The sequence below is a fragment of the Komagataeibacter ossonobensis genome (genome assembly GCF_057359305.1).
Window position 1 is genome coordinate 248,553 of record NZ_JBXAYQ010000001.1, and the last position, 18,829, is coordinate 267,381.

Annotated in this window: 15 protein-coding genes; 12 read left to right on the forward strand and 3 right to left on the reverse strand. The window is 64.5% G+C overall.

Annotated features, from left to right (window positions below; translation table 11 throughout):
* Positions 1-251: 251 nt before the first annotated feature.
* From htpG to AC1RQ9_RS01140, 4 genes are all read left to right on the forward strand, one after another.
* On the forward strand, positions 252-2,138 hold the full coding sequence (gene htpG, locus AC1RQ9_RS01125) for a molecular chaperone HtpG (RefSeq protein ID WP_193733598.1): 1,887 nt from the start codon (positions 252-254) through the stop codon (positions 2,136-2,138).
* Between the two features lie 528 nt (positions 2,139-2,666).
* The gene (gene mtnA / locus AC1RQ9_RS01130) at positions 2,667-3,758 is read left to right on the forward strand and encodes an S-methyl-5-thioribose-1-phosphate isomerase (RefSeq protein ID WP_193733599.1); all 1,092 of its coding nucleotides are present in this window, start codon (positions 2,667-2,669) and stop codon (positions 3,756-3,758) included.
* Positions 3,759-3,893: 135 nt separating this feature from the next.
* The gene (gene aspS, locus AC1RQ9_RS01135) at positions 3,894-5,690 is read left to right on the forward strand and encodes an aspartate--tRNA ligase (RefSeq protein ID WP_485985260.1); all 1,797 of its coding nucleotides are present in this window, start codon (positions 3,894-3,896) and stop codon (positions 5,688-5,690) included.
* Positions 5,691-5,695: 5 nt separating this feature from the next.
* A complete protein-coding gene (locus tag AC1RQ9_RS01140; protein ID WP_227672754.1) occupies positions 5,696-6,604 on the forward strand; it encodes an EipB family protein in 909 nt (302 codons plus the stop codon).
* Here AC1RQ9_RS01140 and AC1RQ9_RS01145 read toward each other — a convergent pair.
* Both AC1RQ9_RS01145 and AC1RQ9_RS01150 read right to left on the reverse strand, forming a co-directional pair.
* Positions 6,579-7,364, reverse strand: a complete 786-nt coding sequence (locus tag AC1RQ9_RS01145) for an exodeoxyribonuclease III (RefSeq protein ID WP_485985261.1) — start codon at positions 7,362-7,364, stop codon at positions 6,579-6,581. The genes AC1RQ9_RS01140 and AC1RQ9_RS01145 overlap by 26 nt on opposite strands.
* Positions 7,361-7,726 (reverse strand): HesB/IscA family protein, encoded by a 366-nt coding sequence (locus AC1RQ9_RS01150; RefSeq protein ID WP_485985262.1) that lies wholly within the window; start codon positions 7,724-7,726, stop codon positions 7,361-7,363. Before AC1RQ9_RS01150 ends, AC1RQ9_RS01145 begins: the two co-directional genes overlap by 4 nt.
* Before the next feature lie 127 nt (positions 7,727-7,853).
* Between AC1RQ9_RS01150 and AC1RQ9_RS01155 the strand changes: the two genes are divergently transcribed.
* The 8 genes from AC1RQ9_RS01155 to serS all read left to right on the forward strand — a co-directional run bounded on the left by AC1RQ9_RS01155 (position 7,854) and on the right by serS (position 16,180).
* Positions 7,854-9,032: a deoxyguanosinetriphosphate triphosphohydrolase gene (locus tag AC1RQ9_RS01155; protein WP_485985263.1), complete on the forward strand. Its 1,179-nt coding sequence runs from the start codon at positions 7,854-7,856 to the stop codon at positions 9,030-9,032.
* Between the two features lie 108 nt (positions 9,033-9,140).
* Positions 9,141-10,946 (forward strand): arginine--tRNA ligase, encoded by a 1,806-nt coding sequence (argS, locus tag AC1RQ9_RS01160; RefSeq protein ID WP_485985264.1) that lies wholly within the window; start codon positions 9,141-9,143, stop codon positions 10,944-10,946.
* Positions 10,943-11,908, forward strand: coding sequence for an SPOR domain-containing protein (locus AC1RQ9_RS01165; RefSeq protein WP_485985265.1), 966 nt, complete (start codon positions 10,943-10,945; stop codon positions 11,906-11,908). The genes argS and AC1RQ9_RS01165 overlap by 4 nt, the downstream gene beginning before the upstream one ends.
* 39 nt (positions 11,909-11,947) lie before the next feature.
* Positions 11,948-12,790 (forward strand): segregation/condensation protein A, encoded by an 843-nt coding sequence (locus AC1RQ9_RS01170; protein ID WP_193733609.1) that lies wholly within the window; start codon positions 11,948-11,950, stop codon positions 12,788-12,790.
* On the forward strand, positions 12,790-13,452 hold the full coding sequence (gene scpB / locus AC1RQ9_RS01175) for an SMC-Scp complex subunit ScpB (RefSeq protein ID WP_485985266.1): 663 nt from the start codon (positions 12,790-12,792) through the stop codon (positions 13,450-13,452). Before AC1RQ9_RS01170 ends, scpB begins: the two co-directional genes overlap by 1 nt.
* Before the next feature lie 67 nt (positions 13,453-13,519).
* Complete coding sequence (gene tatB / locus AC1RQ9_RS01180; protein WP_193733611.1) at positions 13,520-14,092, forward strand: Sec-independent protein translocase protein TatB; 573 nt, start codon at positions 13,520-13,522, stop codon at positions 14,090-14,092.
* 7 nt (positions 14,093-14,099) lie between these two features.
* Complete coding sequence (tatC, locus tag AC1RQ9_RS01185; RefSeq protein ID WP_193733612.1) at positions 14,100-14,909, forward strand: twin-arginine translocase subunit TatC; 810 nt, start codon at positions 14,100-14,102, stop codon at positions 14,907-14,909.
* Entirely contained in the window at positions 14,909-16,180 is a 1,272-nt protein-coding gene (gene serS / locus AC1RQ9_RS01190) for a serine--tRNA ligase (RefSeq protein WP_485985267.1), read from the forward strand. Before tatC ends, serS begins: the two co-directional genes overlap by 1 nt.
* A gap of 113 nt (positions 16,181-16,293) precedes the next feature.
* Here serS and AC1RQ9_RS01195 read toward each other — a convergent pair whose 3' ends face one another.
* Positions 16,294-18,741: a helicase-related protein gene (locus tag AC1RQ9_RS01195; RefSeq protein ID WP_485985268.1), complete on the reverse strand. Its 2,448-nt coding sequence runs from the start codon at positions 18,739-18,741 to the stop codon at positions 16,294-16,296.
* Positions 18,742-18,829: the final 88 nt, after the last annotated feature.

The following is an 18,829-nucleotide window of genomic DNA, read 5'->3' on the forward strand; positions in this document are numbered from 1 at the left end:
GAAAAGTTTTCGGGTGCCGCCTTTTTTCAAAATGGCGGCGTGCCCTGAAGCTTTTCGGGAAAAGCTTCACCAAAAACTTTCTCTGATTGCCCGATGTTTCCCGGGCCGGTTTTCCAGATGGCCTTTTACAGGCGGGATGCCGGAACGGTCTCGAAGTACTCCTGCATGCAGGCCATTGAAAACGCCACGAAGATTTCCATATTCATTACAAATTGAAACCTGACCATATTTTCATGAACAAAGGACCGGCAATGACGGAAAACACAACGACAACCCCGCCCGAAGCCACGGGCGAACAGCATGAATTCAGCGCCGAGGTCGGCCGCCTGCTCGACCTTGTGGTGCATGCGCTTTATTCCGAACGCGAGATTTTCCTGCGTGAACTGGTGGCCAACGCGGCGGACGCGACCGACAAGCGCCGTTTCGAGGCGCTGACCGATGGTGCGCGCGCCCTGCCTGATGATGCAAAGATCCGCATCAATCCTGACAAGGACGCCCGCCTGCTGACCATAAGCGATGATGGCGCGGGCATGAGCAAGGAAGATCTTGCCCGCAACCTTGGCACCATCGCGCGTTCGGGCACCCGTGCCTTTGGCGAGGAACTGGCCAACGCCAAACCCGAGGACAAGCCGAGCCTGATCGGGCAGTTCGGCGTGGGCTTCTACGCCGCTTTCATGGTGGCGGACCGGGTGGATGTGATCTCGCGCCGCGCGGGCAGTGACGAGGCCTGGTGCTGGTCCTCCACTGGCAAGGGCAATTACACGATCAGCCCGGCGACCCGTGACAGGGCGGGCACCGACATCATCATGCATATCAAGGAAGATGCGAACGACTTCCTTGATTCGTGGCAGCTTGAAACCATCGTGCGCAAATGGGCCGACCATATTTCGTGGCCCATCACCATCGTCAAGGATGATGGCGAGGAAACGTCGGCCAACAAGGGCACGGCGCTGTGGCGCAAGCCACGTGGCGAGATTGATGAAGAACAGCTGAACGAATTCTATCGCCACGTCAGCCACAACTTCGACACCCCATGGGCCACGCTGCACTGGCATGCCGAAGGGATGCTGGAATTCTCGGCGCTGCTGTTCATTCCCGGCAGCAAGCCGTTCGAATTCGCCGAACCGGTGCGTGAAAGCCAGATCCGCCTGCATGTCCGCCGCATGTTCATTACCGATGATGCAGGGCTGCTGCCGCCGTGGCTGCGCTTTGTCACCGGCGTGGTGGATACCGAGGACCTGCCGCTGAACGTATCGCGTGAAATGCTGCAGGCGACCCCGGTGCTGGCGCGCATCCGCAAGGCCGTGACCAATCGCGTGATCTCCGAACTCAAGACCCGCAGCAAGGACGAGGCGGATTTCGAGAAGTTCTGGGACAATTTCGGCCCGACCTTCAAGGAAGGGATCTGGGACGATGCCGAACACCGCACGGAACTGGCCACCATCGCGCGCTTCCGTTCCAGCACGCAGGACGGCTGGACCACGCTGGACGCCTACCTTGAGCGCAAGAAGCCCGAGCAGGAAGCCATCTACTACCTGACCGGCGACCGCACGGAAATGCTGCCGTCCTCGCCACAGCTTGAAGGCTTCCGCGCCCGTGGCATCGAGGTGCTGCTGCTGTCGGACCCGGTGGACTCCTTCTGGCCCGAACGTCTGGGGGTGTATAAAGACACGCCGCTGCGTAATATCAGCCAGTTCCACACCGATCTGGAAAAGTTTGGCGCGCCGGAGGAAACGCAGGCTGAAAAGGACGCGCTGGAAGTCGTCATCCCCGCGCTGAAGGAAGCCCTGGGTGATGCGGTATCGGATGTGAAGGGCACCAATCGTCTGGTCAACAGCGCCGTGGTGCTGGCGGCCCCCGAGTCCGGCCCGGACCTGCAGATGATCCGGCTGATGAAGCGTAGCGGCCAGCAGGTGCCCGACACCGCGCCCGTGCTGCAGGTCAATCCGGCGCATCCGCTGATTGCGGACCTTGCGACCCGGGTGAAGAACGGTGATCCGGTGCAGGACATTGCCCTGACGCTTATGGACATGGCCCGTATCCAGGATGGCGAAAGCCCGAAGGACCCGACCGGCTTTGCCCAGCGCCTGACCACGATCCTGACCCGCCTGCCGCTGTCGGACGGACCGCAGGGCTGAATATTCCAGCTTTAACGATCTGATCGGCACGATCCCGCCATGCATCGCGCATGGCGGGATTTTTTGTTCTTGCAGGCCGTCAGCCATAAGGAAGCTTCTGGTGAAGCATTTTTCAAAAAGTTTCGAAAAACGCTGTCTTTGTGAAAAAAGGGGGCATCCGGAAATTTTTATGGTTTTTCATCAATAATCTGTTTTCAGACAGCTTTTTATGGCGCTTGGCCTGCCAGCCGCGTCCGGGGTCATTCTTTCGTGCATTCCCATGGCGTGATGATCCCTGTCCCCCTTTCCTTTGCGGGGCATCAGGGCCACATGCACGATCGGACATGCGTTGCGGTGTGGAATACCATGCGGACTGCCTGTATGATGGTTGCCATGCGGGGACAGGGCCATGTTGCCACGTGGTACAAAAGGCCCATATTGCCGGTTCATGAAGTATTCGGGGCCGAAGGGGCTTGAATGCCGGTGGGCCGGATGCTTCCCTACGCGCCCTTTTGTGTGTTCTGGTTTTTGGATGGCGGCACGTATTATATGAAGATTGATAACGTCTCTTATCGCAGCGTATGGGTGGACACGGATGATGGCTGGTCGGTCCATATCTTTGACCAGACCCGCCTGCCGTGGTCGCTTGATATCCTGCGCCTGACCGAACGTGATCAGGTGGCGCATGCCATCCGCACCATGCAGGTGCGTGGCGCGCCGCTGATCGGGGCTGTCGCGGCTTACGGACTGGCCCTGGCCCTGCGCCGTGACAGCAGCGATGAAGCCATGGAACGTGACGCGGCATTGCTTGCGGCCACGCGGCCTACGGCGGTCAATCTTGGCTGGGCGATCCGGCGCATGCTGACCCGACTGCGCACCACGGCCGTCGCGGACCGTGTGGCGGCGGCGTATGACGAAGCCGGGCGCATCTGTGATGAAGACGTGATCCAGAACGAGGCCATCGGCCGACAGGGCCTTGAACTGATCGAGGACATTGCCGCCCGTCGCCCCGGCCCCGTCAACATCATGACCCACTGCAACGCGGGCTGGATCGCGACAGTGGACTGGGGCACCGCACTTGCCCCGATCTACATGGCGCATGACCGGGGCATTGACGTGCATGTTTGGGTGGATGAAACCCGCCCGCGCAACCAGGGCGCATCGCTGACCGCATGGGAACTGGGCCGCCACGGGGTGAAGCATACGGTCATTGCCGATAATGCCGGGGGGCACCTGATGCAGCATGGGCAGGTGGACATGGTGATCGTGGGTACCGACCGCGTAACCCGCACGGGGGATGTAGCCAACAAGATCGGCACCTACCTCAAGGCGCTGGCGGCGCATGACAATGGCGTGCCCTTCTGGGTGGCGCTGCCGTCCACAACCATCGACTGGACCATCAACGATGGCGTGAAGGAAATCCCCATCGAGGAACGTGACGGGCGCGAAGTCACCCATATACAGGGCCGCGATGCCACCGGCCACGTGACCAGCGTGCAGCTGGTGCCCGATGGTAGTGCTGCCGCCAATCCGGCGTTTGACGTGACACCCGCGCGCCTTGTGACCGGGCTGATTACCGAACGCGGCCGCTGCCCCGCCACGGCGGACGGGCTGTGCGACCTGTTCCCCGAATACGTGTAAGGTGCGGCCCCGCAGGCCGGGGCTGCCACCTATAACCTTGACAGGCGTGGGCGGGATTGGCTTTGTCGCGCCTGCAACCGGGTGTGGCCCCTTCGGGGCGCATCCCCCAAAATCTGGTAGAATCAGGACAAGATCATGCATCCCTATCGTACCCATAGCTGTGCAGCCCTGCGGGCTGCAGACGCCGGGCAGACGGCCCGCCTTTCCGGATGGGTACACTCCAAGCGCGATCATGGCGGCCTGCTGTTCATTGACCTGCGCGACCATTTCGGCATGACGCAGATCGTGATCCCCGCGGGTTCCCCCGTTCTGGAAACGGCGGAACGCGTGCGCGTGGAAAGCGTGCTGACGGTCACGGGCGAAGTCGTGCTGCGTGATGGCGCGACCAAGAACCCGAACCTGCCGACCGGTGAAATCGAACTGCGCGCGCGTGAGATCGATGTCCAGTCCAGCGCCGACGTGCTGCCGCTGCAGGTGGCGGGCAGTGAGCATTACCCCGAGGACCTGCGCCTGACCTACCGCTACATCGACCTGCGGCGTGAGAAGGTGCATCGCAACATCATGCTGCGCGCGCAGGTGATCGTCAGCCTGCGCAGGCGGATGACGGACCTCGGCTTCGTGGAATTCCAGACCCCGATCCTGACCGCGTCCTCGCCCGAAGGGGCGCGCGACTTCCTGGTGCCCGCGCGCATGCATCCGGGCAAGTTCTATGCCCTGCCGCAGGCCCCGCAGCAGTTCAAGCAGCTTGCCATGGTGGCGGGCTTCGACCGCTATTTCCAGATCGCACCATGCTTCCGTGACGAAGCCGCCCGTGCCGACCGTTCGCCGGGTGAGTTCTACCAGCTTGATTTCGAAATGGCGTTCGCGACACAGGAAGACGTGTTCGCAACCCTTGAGCCGGTGATGGAAGGCGTGTTCCGCGAATTCGGCGGTGGCCGGATTGTCAGCGAAGGCCCGTTCGAGCGCATTCCCTACGCCACGGCCATGGAAGTCTATGGCAGTGACAAGCCCGACCTGCGTAACCCGCTGAAGCTGTCGGATGTGACCGAAGCCTTCGCCGGTTCCGGCTTCGGCCTGTTTGCGCGTATTGCCGCTGACGGTGGCCAGATCCGCGCCATTCCCGCCCCCGGTGCGGGTGACCGTCCGCGCGCGTTTTTTGACAAGCTGAACAACTGGGCACGCGAATCCGGCGCAGGCGGCCTTGGCTACATCATCTTCGCCGAAGAAGGTGGCAAGGGCCCGATCGCCAAGAACCTTGAGGCCGACCGCATCGAGGCCATCCGCGCCAGGACCGGCCTGAAGGCAGGGGATGCCGTGTTCTTCGTCGCGGGCAAGGGCGATGAGATGGTCAAGTTCTCCGGTGCCGTGCGCACGCGGGTTGCGACCGAACTGGACCTGATCGAACAGAACGCCTTCCGTTTCTGCTGGATCACGGATTTCCCGATGTACGAGCGTAATGAGGAAACGGGTGAGATTGATTTCTCCCACAACCCGTTCTCCATGCCGCAGGGTGGCATGGACGCGCTGCAGAATCAGGACCCGCTGACCATCAAGGCGTTCCAGTACGATATCGTGTGCAACGGCATTGAACTGTCCTCGGGCGCGATCCGTAACCACCAGCCCGACGTGATGATCCGTGCGTTCGAGATCGCGGGTTATCCCGCCACCGAGGTCGAGGCCCGCTTTGGCGGCATGCTCAACGCCTTCCGTTATGGCGCGCCGCCACATGGCGGTTCAGCCCCCGGTGTGGACCGTATCGTGATGCTGCTGGCTGACGAGCCGAACATCCGTGAAGTCATCCTGTTCCCGCTGAACCAGCAGGGTGAGGACCTGATGATGGGCGCCCCCGCCCCGGTCGAGCCGCAGCGGCTGAAGGAACTGTCCCTTGCCCTTGACCTGCCGAAGCCCAAACCCGGTCAGGGCAAGAACTGAGTGGCATGATGCCGGCCGATGCACTTGCCTTCCTGATGCCCCGTGCCGTGCAGTACGGGGTGCCGGTGGGGCGGTGCGTGATGGTGGGCATGACGCTGGCGGCCCTGTGGCGCGCCACGCCGGTGCAGGCGGCGCCGGTCATGGCCGCCCACCGCGCGGTCTATGACCTGACGCTGGTGGCGGTCAGTGGTGGTGATGTCGTCACGGCGGAGGGCAGGCTGACCTTCGTCCTGTCCGATATGTGTTCGGCATGGTCCACGCAGCAGCAGTTGCACCTGCGTACCGTGGACCGTGACGGGGCGGAAACGCTCAGCGATTCAGATTATGCCGTGCTGGAGGAAAAGGACGGATCATCCCTCGTATTCCGTGCCGACCAGACGGAAAATGGCCATCCCGCCCCCCGTATCGCGGGGGAAGCGCATATGCGCCCCACCGGGGGGCTGGTTCATTACACCGCCCCCGCTGCGCATGACGTGACGCTGCCCGCAGGCACGCTGTTTCCCGTGGCCCACACGGCAGCCGTTATTCAGGCGGGGCAGGATGGACAGGGGCCGATTGCCCCCTTCCTGTTCGATGGCACGGTGGATACCGGGGCGCTGGGCACATACGTGCTGTTTCTGGGGCATGATGCGCCGCCGGTCGCGACCGCGTTCCCCGTCCTTGCCCCGCTTGCGGCGCAGCGGGTGCATGTCGCCTATTACAATACCACCACGCGCGACATGACCCCGGTGTTCGAGACGGGCATGCGCTATTTCAGCAATGGCGTGGCCGACCGGGTGGATATGGATTTCGGGCAGTTCCGCATGTCGGGCACATTGCGTGAATTCCGGCTGCTGCCCGTGCCCGACCATTGCCCGCTGCCCGGCGGGGCACGCGGGCATGATGGCGTCAGCCCGGCGCATCCGCCAGCGTAACCGCCAGCGGCACATGGTCGGATGGCTGTGGCCTGCCGCGTTCGTCACGGGCGGGAAGTGCTGTCAGCAGCCGTTCGGCAACACGGGGGGACAGCAGGGCATGGTCAATGCGCAGCCCGCTGTCGCGCTGCCATGCCGCCGCCTGATAATCCCAGAATGTATAGAACCGTCCCACCGGGTGCAGTGCACGCAGCGCATCGGTCAGCCCCAGCCACAGCAGACGGCGGAAGGCAGCACGGCTTTGCGGGCGGACCAGGGCGTCATCGGGGGACAGCGCGCCGGGCGCACAGTCCTCGTCGGTGGGGCAGACATTGTAATCACCCAGCAGGACGAAATCCTGACCGACCTGCATCAGGCCGCGCGCGTGCAGCGCCAGTGCCTCCATGAACGCCAGTTTGGAGTCGTAGCCGGCAGAGCCACCGGAATTGCCGTTGGGCAGGTACAGATTGCCAAACACCAGCCCGCAACTGCGGATTTCGACATAGCGTGCCTGTACGGGGTCGGTTTCCCAGCCGGGCAGGGCAGTGTGCGTGACGTCGTGCGGGTGGCGGGTCAGGATGGCGACGCCGTTATAGCTTTTCTGTCCCACGACAACGCTGTCATAGCCCGCTGCCTTGAACACATCGACGGGAAAGACCTCGGTCTGGCACTTGATTTCCTGCAATGCCAGTACGTCGGGCTGTTCGCGGGCCAGATAGTCCAGCACATGGTCCTGACGCTGGCGGATGGAATTGACGTTCCAGGTGGCGAATTTCATCATTCGACCGAAAAGCTCGTGCCACACCCGCATGATGACGCGGCATGGGGATTGCGCACGGTAAAATGCGCGCCCATCAGGCTGTCATCAAAATGCAGTTCCGCCCCGGTCAGCAGGTCCATGCTGGCCGGATCGACCACGACACGGACCGTGCCCGCCGGGATTACGATATCATCGGGCTGGCTTTCGCCATCCAGTGCGAATTTGTACTGGAAGCCGTTACACCCACCGGCCTCGACCGATACCCGTAATGCAGGCTCGCCCCCGGGGCTTGCGGGCTGTTCATCCAGTATTTCACGCAGGCGGCGGGCGGCGGCGTCCGATACGCGGAAGCGTTCAGTGGCGGGGGCAGGGGGCATGGACATCGGGTTTCACCATGATCAATGGCGCGCAGGCTTATGGGATCATGTTGGCCACGGGCTGCGCGCGGGTTATGGATGGGCGGCGGCATCATCATGTGCCGTTCCATCCATGGCTGGATCCTGATCATATATGAGCACTGCACCCTATGCTGTCCAGACCGCCACGGCCCGTGGCAGGCTCTATCCCGAAGCCGAGGCCCCGACCCGCAGCCCATGGCAGCGTGACCGGGACCGGGTGCTGCATTCGGCGGGGTTTCGCACTCTGCAGTACAAGACGCAGGTGTTCCTCAATCACGAAGGTGATTTTTTCCGCACCCGCCTGACCCATTCGCTGGAAGTAGCCCAGGTCGCCCGCTCCATCGCGCGCAGGCTGGGGCTGGAGGAAGACCTGACCGAAGGTCTCGCCCTGGCGCATGACCTTGGCCATACCCCTTTTGGCCATGCGGGGGAGGAAGCGCTGTCGGCCGCCATGAAGCCGTGGGGCGGTTTTGATCACAATACGCAGTCCCTGCGGCTGGTGACGCTGTTGGAACGGCGGTATTTCGCCTTTGATGGCCTGAACCTGACATGGGAAATGCTCGAAGGGCTGGCCAAGCATAATGGTCCGGTGGACCATCCCACGCCCTATGTGGCCGATTACGCGGCCCGGCACGGGCTGGAACTGGGCAGCTATGCCGCGGCTGAAGCGCAGGTCGCGGCCCTGTCGGATGATATCGCCTATCACGCCCACGACCTTGATGACGGCCTGCGCGCGGGCCTGCTGCATATCGAGGACCTGGAAACCCTGCCCGTGGTGCGGGAAGCACTGGCCGATGCGCGTACGGCCCAGCGGCTCAGCGGATGTCAGGCCAGCAATAACGATCCCCGCCTGCGCCATGAAACCATCCGGCGCGTCATCAACACGCTGGCCATGGACCTGATCGGGCAGACCCAGCGCAATCTTGAACGCCTTGCCCCGACCTGTTCCGATGATATCCGCCATGCCGCCCGACCCGTGGTGGCGTACAGCCCGGATATTGCTGCCGCCAATCTGGAAATCCGCAAATTCCTGTATGCGCGGCTGTACCGGCACTGGCGCGTCAATCGCATGACGCGCAAGGCGCGGCTGACGGTCGAATCGATCTTCACCATCCTGTCGGAAAACCTCACACTGCTGCCCGATGGCACGCGGGAGCCAGCACTTGCCTCCCGTGATGCGGGCGACAGGGCGGGTGCATGCCGCGTGGTGGCGGATTATATTGCCGGGATGACCGATCGCTGCGCGATGGAGGAATATCGACGGTTGACGGACCTGTCCTCGCCGGGGTGAAACACGCCCATCGCATTTATCCGATTGCCTGCCGTGCCGGTATCACGGCAGGCCCTTCCTGCCGGGCCTGAAGGTCCATTTACCGTTTTTGTTGGGAAACCGTGCCGCATGTCAGACAGTCTGTTCGTCCGTTACCTTACGCATGTGCGTGCAGCACTGGGCCGGATCGTGCCCGACCTGCCGCCTGCGCTGCTGGACCGGGTGGAGGTCACCCCCACGCGTGACCCGGCCCATGGCGATCTTGCGACCAACGCGGCACTGGTCGTGTCCAAGGTGGCACGCCGTCGCCCGGCTGAAATCGCGGCCGAACTGGTGACGGCGCTGGCGGATGTGCCGGGCATTGCCCATGCGGAAGTGGCAGGCCCCGGTTTCGTCAACATGCGTCTGGCGCCTGCCGTGTGGCAGGGTATTGCGCACAGCGTGCTGGCATCCGGTGAGGATTACGGCACCAGCACCGCGGGCAACGGGGTGAAGGTGAATGTGGAATACGTGTCCGCCAACCCTACCGGCCCGATGCATGTCGGCCATTGCCGTGGGGCCGTTGTGGGTGACGTGCTGGCCAACCTGCTGATCAAGGCGGGCTACGAGGTCACGAAGGAATATTATATCAACGACGCCGGCGCGCAGGTCATCGCCCTGGCATGGGCGACCTACTGGCGGTACCTGCAGGCGCTGGGCACCACCGTGACCGAGGCGGAATTCGCCGCTATCGTGCCCGGCGGCGCGATCCAGTACGGCGGCGACTATCTGGTGCCCGTGGGCGAGGCGCTGGCCCGCGAACATGGCGATAAACTGGCTGCCCCCGGCCTTAAGCCCGCCGATCCCGCCCTGTGGCTGGATACGGTAAAGCGGGAGGCGGTCGATACCATGATGGCCATGATCCGCGAGGACCTCGCGGCCCTGGGCGTGCATCATGATGTCTTTACCAGCGAGGCGAAGATCCTGGCCGACGGCGAAACCGATCGCGCCATCGCACAGCTGGAAAAGAAGGGCCTGATCTACGAAGGCGTGCTGGAACCGCCCAAGGGCAAGCTGCCCGATGACTGGGAAGCGCGGCCGCAGACGCTGTTCCGCTCCACCGAATTCGGTGATGACGTGGATCGCCCGCTGCGCAAGTCCGACGGGTCGAACACCTATTTCGCCAACGACATCGGCTACCATGCCGACAAGATCCGCCGCGGTGCGGATGTGCTGGTGGATGTATGGGGTGCCGACCACGGCGGCTATGTCACCCGCATGAAGGCGGCGGTCGCGGCACTGGCTGTGGACGGGCGGCCGGTGCTGGACGTGCTGCTGTGCCAGATCGTGCGGATCGTGCGCGATGGGCAGCCGGTGCGCATGTCCAAGCGCGCGGGAACCTTCGTCACCCTGCGCGACCTGATTGACGAGGTCGGGCGCGATGCCGTGCGTTTCACCATGCTGACCCGCAAGGCTGATGCGCAGATGGAATTCGATCTGGACCAGGTCGTGGCGCAGAGCCGTGACAACCCCGTCTTCTATGTGCAGTACGCCCATGCGCGCTGCTGTTCCGTCCTGCGTTCGGCGGCGGAGATGGTCAATGATGGCAAGATCCCGGGTGGCATCACGCCGGCGGAACTGGCGGGCGCGGACCTGTCGGGCCTGACGGCGGATGCGGAACTGGCGCTGCTGCAGCGCATGGCGCAGTGGCCACGCATGGTCGAATCGGCAGCCAGCGCGCATGAACCGCACCGCATTGCCTTTTACCTGAATGAACTGGCATCGGATTTCCATGCATTGTGGAATCGGGGACGCGACGATGCGACCCTGCGCTTCCTGCAGGAAGATGATATTGCCGCCACCCGCATGAAGCTTGCCCTTGTCGAGGCAACGGCAACCGTGCTGCGATCGGGGATGAAAGTGCTCGGCGTACAGCCGGTCGAGGAGATGCGATGAGCCCTGACAACACGTCCCCCCCCAATGTTCCCCCTGACAGCAGGGGCGACAACCCGCCCGCGCCCGATCCCTATTCCGCGCCCGCCGGCCCGGGACGGGAGCGCATGGGGGCCGATTCCAATCCCGATCTGGATTCCCGCAAACCCATGGAACCGGCGGATGACATCGGACTGGCTGCCGCCCGACGGGGCCGCCGTGGTGGTTTTGACTTCAGGGCCTTGATGGCGCGCGTGGCGGGCAGCAACCTGCTGGGTGATGATCCGCTTACGCGCAAACTGGTCTATGGCGCGGCGGGTCTTGGTGGCGTGCTGGTGGTGGCCATTGGGGGATGGTCACTGTTCGGGCACCATCAGGGCGGGATTCCCGTTCTGGGGCCGCCCCCCGGGCCGGTGCGCGTCAAGCCCGCCGATCCGGGCGGGATGCAGATCCTTGGCGCAGGTGATGGCATGCCCGCCGATGGCGGCGTGATGCGCCTGTCCCCGCCGCCCGAACAGCCACAGCCCGACGCCATGGCCCGCCAGTACGGACAGGTGGCCGGTGAAGGCGAACCCGCACCGGCTCCGACATCGCCAGCTGCGGTCCCCGCCACGCCCCCAGCGGCGGATGCGCCGGCCAGCGCGCCTGCGTCCCCGCCCGCCGCCCCGCCGCGCGCGGCAGCGCCCGAACCGCAGGCCGCCCCGCTGCCGCCACCCGTGCCGCGTGCGCCCAACACCGGAACGGGCGCATACGGCGTGCAGCTTGCCGCCCTTGATTCGCAGGAGGCGGCGCTGAAAAGCTGGACCCGCCTCAGCGCGCGTTATCCCGATATCTTCGGGCCATACCAGCCCACCGTGGTGAAGGCGGAACGGGGCGGCAAGACCTTCTATCGCCTGCGTGTCAAGGGACTGGCGAAGGCACAGGCGGTCAGCCTGTGTGAAAAGGCCAAGGCGAAAAGCCAGGCGTGCGAGTTGGTCCATTCCTGATCCCGCCATGGCCCGCGACCCTGTGCTGCGGAGGGAACGATGAGCGGGGATAACCCCCCACCCGTTCCCGCCGCGTCCACCAGCGCCCCGATCGTGCATCTGGACGGGTTTGACGGGCCGATGGACCTGCTGCTGGAACTGGCGCGGGCGCAGAAGGTGGATCTGTGGCGCATTTCCATCCTGCAGCTGGTGGACCAGTACCTGGCCGTGGTGCGCGCGGCGCGCGACGTGCGGCTGGAACAGGCTGCGGACTGGCTGGTGATGGCGGCGTGGCTGGCGTGGCTCAAATCCCGCCTGCTGCTGCCCGAGGATGACGACGAAGCTACCGATGCGGAGGAAGCGGCCAGCCTGCTGCATGAACGGCTGCTGGAACTGGAACGGATGGTCCAGCTTGGCCGCTGGCTGGCCGCGCGCCCGCAACTGGGTCTGGAAGTGTTCGAGCGCGGGCAGGCGGAAAGCCTTGTGGAAATTGACCGCTCGGGCCTTGCGGTCGATGTGCCACAGCTTATGCGTGGGTATATGGCGGCCATGCGCCGGCGCGCGCGCAAATCCGTCTACCAGCCACGCGCGCTGCGGTTCTGGACGGTGCAGGACGCGCTGGCGCGGCTGCGGCGCATGCTGGGTACGCATGACATGAAGACGGACTGGTGCGGGCTGGAGGGATTCGTGCCCGACCTGCCGCTACAGGCCGACATGACGGAAACAATGATGCGGACCGGTCGCCGCGCCGCCGTGGCGGGGACGCTGCTGGCCAGTCTGGAGATGGCGCGCAGCGGGATGATCGAACTCCAGCAGGCGCAGCAGTTTGGCCGTATCTGGCTGCGCGAACGCACAGTGCAGCCAGATGCTGCCGGGACAGAACCGGAAGGGGACATGGCCTGATGAATGACACACGACACCCGGGGCTGCTTCCTGAAGATGGGGCCGCCATTGCCATGATCGAAGTGCGGGAATTCTCGCTACGTCTGGTCGAAGCCCTGATCTTTGCCCGCGCCGACCCGCTCAGCACCCGCGCCATTGCCGAAATACTGGGCGCGCAGGGGGGCATACCGCATGATACCGGCGACCGGGACGCCTATGTCGCCGCCACCCTGTCCACGCTGGCGGCACAGTACGCGGGGCGCGGGGTCGTACTGGTGGAGGTGGCCGGGGGCTGGCAGTTCCGCACCGCACCCGATCTGGCCCCGCGCCTGACCCGCGTCATGCCGCGCCCGCGCAGGCTTGCGCGTTCAACCATGGAAACGCTGGCGATCATTGCCTATCACCAGCCCTGCACCCGCGCCGAGATCGAGGAAATCCGTGGCGTCAGCCTGAGCCAGCAGGTGCTGGACACCCTTTTGGAGGCGGAACTGATCATGCCGCTGGGCCGTAAGGAAGTCCCGGGGCGGCCCATCCTGTGGGGCACGTCATCGGGGTTCCTGCGGCATTTCGGGCTGAAGGATCTTGGCGATCTGCCCCGGCGGGAGGAACTGCTGGTGGATGTGCCCGATACCGCCGTGCCGCCCGATGCGCCGGATGAGGTTCCTGACCCGCCCGCGTCGTGATAGGTGTGCAGGGCGTGCACGGACGAAATGTAATGCCGCGCATGCGTGGTGGGGAAGGAAAGTGGTCATGTTCGATTTCGCGTGGTCTGAATTTGCCCTGATCGGGGTGGTGGGCCTGCTGCTGATCGGGCCAAAGGACATGCCCATTGCCATCCGTACTGTGACCGGCCTGATCAAGAAGGCGCGCGGCCTTGCCACCGAATTCCAGTCCCATGTGGACGAAATGGTGCGTGAGGCAGACCTGACGGAGGCGCGTGACCAGCTTGGCCAGCTCAAGCGGCTGAACGTGCGCGACAAGCTGATGAAGGCGATTGACGGGGATGGCACGCTGCGCCGCTCGCTCGATCCCGCCACGCTGACGGGGGAAGCCCCTGCCGCCCGCCCGGCCATACCCGTTGCCAATGACGCGCTGCCGGAACACCAGGTTCCGTCGCGCCATTATATCCCGCCGCTGTCCACCACCGCCCCGAAAGAGGCGGATGAGGCGGTGCTGGCCAGCGCGCCTGATTTCCTTCCGCCGCGTATCGCGCGGCGTATCGCGGCGGAACTGCCAAACCTGACGCCCCCGGCCTTCCTGCCGCCGGTCAGGGTCATTCACCGGGGGCAGCGTGTCTCCGTTACAGCCGATGGGCGGGAATAAGAACGCGATGGATGCAGGAGACGAAACCCTGAATCAGGATTCGATCAACGACCAGCCCATGCCGCTGCTGGAACATCTGGTGGAACTGCGGCGCAGGCTGCTGTGGTCCATCGTGACGTTCATGGTGTGCTTTGCCGTCTGTTACTATTATTCGGAACAGATCTATTTCTTCCTGGCCAAACCGTTGGGCGACATCATGCGCCAGAAGGGGGAACAGCCGCACCTGATCTATACCGCGCTGTATGAAGCCTTCTTCACCTACATGAAGGTTGCCTTTTTCGGCGCGGCCTGCCTGTCGTTTCCCATGATGGCGGTGCAGGCGTGGATATTCATAGCACCGGGGCTGTACCGTAGCGAAAAACGGGCCTTTGCGCCGTTTCTGGTCGCGACGCCCATCATGTTCGCCATAGGGGCGGCGCTGGCGTACTATTTCATCTTCCCCGCCGCGTGGAAGTTTTTCCTGTCGTTCCAGACGGCTGACGGGCAGGACGGGCTGCAGATCGAACTGCAGGCCAAGGTATCGGAATACCTGACACTGGTCATGAAGCTGATCCTGGCGTTCGGCATGGCGTTTGAACTGCCCGTGGTGCTCACGCTCATGGCGCGGGTGGGGCTGGTCACGTCAAAGGGGCTGGCGAAGGTGCGGCGCTATGCCTATGTCGGCGCGTTCGTGGCCGCCGCCATCCTGACGCCGCCTGACGTGATTACCCAGACCGGTCTGGCCGTGCCGCTGATCGGGCTGTACGAGATTTCCATTGTCTGCGCCCGCCTTGTCGAGCCGCGCACCCCGCCTGAAGACACCGAGGAGACCCCCTGATGCACGACCTGCGCGCCCTTCGCGCCGATCCCGACGGTTTTGACGCTGACCTGAAGCGGCGGGGCGAGCCTGCCGTGGCGCAGGCGCTGCTGCTGCTGGACCATGACCGCCGCGCCGCTGAAACCGCATTGCAGGAACTGCAGGCGCGCCGGAAGCAGATTTCCAGGGAAATCGGGGCCATGCGCAAATCCGGCGCGGACAGTTCGGCACTGGAAGCGGAAGTGGCCAACGCCAAGGGCCGGATGGAGGAACTGCAGACCCGCGCCGATGATCTGGACGCCCAGATCCGTGGCACGCTGGAACGCTTGCCCAACCGCCTGGACGAAAGCGTGCCCCCGGGAAAAGATGAAAATGCGAATGTGGAGGTGCACCAGAGCGGCACGCCGCGCGAATTCCCCTTTGCCCCGCGTGAACATTTCGAGCTGGGCGAAGCGCTGGGCATGATGGATTTCGAGACCGCATCCCGCCTGTCGGGTGCGCGTTTCGTGGTGCTGCGTGGCCAGCTTGCGCGGCTGGAACGCGCGCTGGGCCAGTTCATGCTGGACCTGCACACCGGCGAAAACGGGTATGAGGAAACCGCCGTGCCCGTGCTGGTCAATAACGAGGCAATGTACGGCACCGACAAGCTGCCCAAGTTTGCCGACCAGTCCTTCCGCACCGAAGATGGCCGCTGGCTGATACCCACGGCGGAAGTGCCGCTGACCGCCAGCGTCGCGGGCCAGATCCTGTCGGGTAATACGCTGCCGCGCCGCCTTGTCGCGCTGTCATCGTGTTTCCGCAGCGAAGCCGGGGCCGCGGGACGCGACACGCGCGGCATGCTGCGCCAGCACCAGTTCCAGAAGGTGGAGATGGTGTCCATCACCACGCCGGAGGAAAGTGACGCCGAGCACGAACGCATGACCCGCTGCGCGGAAATGGTGCTGGAAAAGCTGGGCATTCCCTATCGCCGCATGCTGCTCTGCGCGGGGGATACCGGCTTTGGTGCGGCGAAGACCTTTGACCTGGAGGCGTGGCTGCCGGGGCAGAAGGCATGGCGTGAAATCTCGTCATGCTCCACCACGCGCGACTTTCAGGCCCGCCGCATGAATGCCCGCTATCGCATGGCGGAGGGCAAGCCCGCCTTTGTCCATACCCTGAACGGGTCCGGCCTGGCCGTGGGGCGCACGCTGATCGCGGTCATGGAAAACTACCAGAACGCGGATGGCAGCATTACCATCCCCGATGTGCTGCGTCCCTATATGGGCGGCGTCGAGGTCATTCGCGCCGCGTGAAAGCCTGAAACCAGTAAAGAAGTTTCTGGTGAAGCTTTTTCCATAAAGCTTCAGGGAACGCCGCCTTTTTGAAAAAGGCGGCGCCCGGAAACCTTTATCTTTCTGTCTTTCCCTTAACGCCGCTTGCGGTGCGGGCGCTTGTCTTTTGACGGGGCGCCCCGTTTGCCCTGTCCCGGCGGACTGGCGCGGTTAGCAGGGCTGAAGGGGGATATGCGCGGCGTGCGGGCGCGGATGCTCTGCTGACGCAGCACGTCCTCGATCCAGTCATTCAGGCGCGCGGTCGTGGCCTCGGCTTCCTCGCGGTTGACGTAGGCTTCGGGGAAGCGCAGCGCCAGCCATCGCCAGGCCACCAGCCGCTTGTGCCGCTTTTCCGCGCGTTCCAGTTCCGTGCGCTCGGCCCGTTCGGGTGGTGGCAGGCGGCCGGTGCCCGGTGGCGGCACGGTATTGCCCGCCGCATGGTCCGCCGCCCAGTGAACAAGGCGCTGGATGCCGTTGTCACGGTCATCCACCGGACACATGGCGTAAACCCAGCGCTGCGCCAGCGTCAGGTCCGCAACCCCTTCCAGCGCGGTTGCAATGGCGAAGGCCTGTTCCATGTTGGCCAGCCGGTAATTCGGGTCATCACGCCGCAGCACCGCGCGGCGGATGCGCACCAGCACGCCAAACAGGCTGTCCGACCCGATCTCGGCCGCGACGGCCTGAACAATGTCGGCATCGGGCTGTACCTGCGGGCGCATGTCCTCGATCGGCTGTGGGGGGGCGGCCAGCATGGCATGGATGAAGGACGGGCTGCCGACCCCTTCCAGAACGGCCACAACGCCCTGTTCATGCTTGCCGTAGCGTCCGGCGCGGCCACCGATCTGCTTGACTTCCTGCGGGTTGAGGTCGCGCGTCTGGTTGCCGTCATATTTACGCAGGGCTGCGAAGACGACGCGGCGGATGGTCAGGTTCAGCCCCATGCCGATGGCGTCGGTCGCGATCAGGATATCGGCATCGCCATCATTGAAACGCTGGGCCTCTGCCCGGCGGACTTCGGGGCTGAGCGCGCCGTACACCACCGCAACCCGCTTGCCCTGCGCCAGCAGCAGCGCGCGCAGGTCCAGCACCTCGCGCCGGGAGAAAGCGATCAGCGCATCATGCTTCTGCAGTTCATGCAGGCTGACCGAGCGTTCGGCGGCGACCAGCGGGCTTTTGCGCTCCAGCCGGATTTCATCCACCGGGTCACCGCACAGTTCGGCAATGCGCTTCACCATGGGGATACAGTCGGGCGCCCCCAGAATGAACAGGTGCCGCGCCGGCGCGCCCATGATGGCCGCCGTCCACGCAGCCCCCCGGTCGGGGTCGGTCAGCATCTGGGCTTCGTCAATGATCGCGACATCGACCGGATTGTTCAGCGGGCACATTTCCACGGTCGCGGCCAGATGCCGGCTGCCGGGCACGTCGATGCGTTCCTCGCCCGTGGCCAGTGATGTCGGCACGCCGCGTGCGGTCAGCGACTCGCGGAATTCATGCGCCAGCAGCCGCAGGGGCGCCAGCGCCAGACCGCTTTCGGCCTGCGCCAGTGCATCAAGCGCGGTATGGGACTTGCCGCTGTTGGTCGGTCCCGTCACCAGCGTGATACGGCGGTTGAGCGCACGCGCGGTGCGGAAATGCGCGGCATAGCGGTCAAGGGCCGCGACCTGTGCAATGACGGCGTTGCCCACGCGGCGGTTGCCAAGGTCGGGGGCCAGCGGCGTGCGGGACGGGGTTTCCTGTCCCTCCCTGCGCCACTGGGGCAACTGCTGGCGCAGGGCCATGAGTTCGGTCGGGTCGAATTCCCACCGTTCCTGCCCATCTGCCTGCGGCACGCGGCGGGCGACCGGCAGGCGGTTTTCCGCGATCCAGCGCAGGGCCTCGCGGTGCGAACAGCGCAGCAGCCCGGGCACGTCGCTGAACGGGACAAGACTTTTTTCCCATTCGCGCAGGCGCAGCACCTCCTCCCGCCTGCGCGCGCGTGCCGTATCCTCGATCCGGGTGTCGCGGTCCTTGCGGCTTGCATCCTCGCGTTCCAGTTCGGCGGCGAAGGCGTCCGCATCGGGCAGGGCGAAGGCATTGGCCACCGCCACGGCAAGGGTGCGCAGTTCCGCAGGGGCCAGCGTGCGGCCGGTGCCGTCAAACAGGTCCGCGCGGATGTTTTCCACCGCTACGCGCGGCGTATCGCCCTGCGCGCGCAGCTTTTCACGCAGCACGGGGGCCAGGGCCGACAGCAGGCTGGTGTCATCAGGCTCGGGGTCGTCCACGCTTGTAGCGGCGGCTTCCGTATCCGCGCGCGTGACCCAGACCTGTCCCGCGCGGCGGGTCAGGTCCATAAGCCGCGATCCCCACGGCTTGCGCCGCACGGTGCATAATGCGCTGCGGAACGCGGCATCATCTATCCGCGTTGCACCGGGTGGCAGCATGCGGGCGATCACGCGTTCCAGCTTCGGGCGTTCACGGGTTTCAACATGCAGCCCGGTGGCGGCGATCGCCGCATCCAGCGCCAGCAGGGCAGGGGCGGCCCGGTCGGGGAATTCAGAAGTCATACCTGACTATGTGCGTCATCCACGCGCTGACGACAATGGACTCAGTACTTGCATCCCGGCCCGAAATCATTGAATAGAACCCCGCATC